The sequence below is a fragment of the Acetobacter okinawensis genome, assembly GCF_002153655.1.
GTDB lineage: Bacteria > Pseudomonadota > Alphaproteobacteria > Acetobacterales > Acetobacteraceae > Acetobacter > Acetobacter okinawensis_A.
Map to the genome: position 1 here is coordinate 1 of NZ_JOPJ01000136.1, position 422 is coordinate 422.

1 protein-coding gene is annotated in these 422 nt (G+C 61.1%); it reads right to left on the bottom strand.

The window, feature by feature from the left end:
• On the bottom strand, positions 1 to 422 hold a 422-nt coding region (locus HK26_RS13710), incomplete at both ends, for a hypothetical protein (RefSeq protein WP_180539601.1).

Below are 422 nucleotides of genomic sequence, written 5' to 3' on the forward strand. Positions count from 1 at the left end.
TCATTGTTGGCCGATGTCTGCTGGCTCAGGTTTATGTCAGATGTGGCATGGGCCGCATCGACCAGTGCCGCCTTGCGCTGCTGCACTGCTGCCACAAAAGCAGGCGTTCCTTCATCATAATGATCCAGTGCTTCTGTATAAGCCTGAACATAGGCCGTGGCCTCGGTTGCGGCCTGTCCACCCTGCAACCATGCTTGTGCAACCTGACGTTGTAGTCCGGTGTTGCGCTCCATGGCGGTTGTGCTGGTCTGGTACTCGGCTGCCAGTGTGCGTGCCGCAGAGGCCTGAACAACAGCTTTTTCACTCGCAGACGCCATGCCGCCAGACAGGGAGCGGGCGGCATCATCCGCCTGCTGCGCGGCCTCGACCATGGCCCGGTCATAGCCGGTCAGGGCAGAGGCAGACTGCGCTGCGCGGTTCTG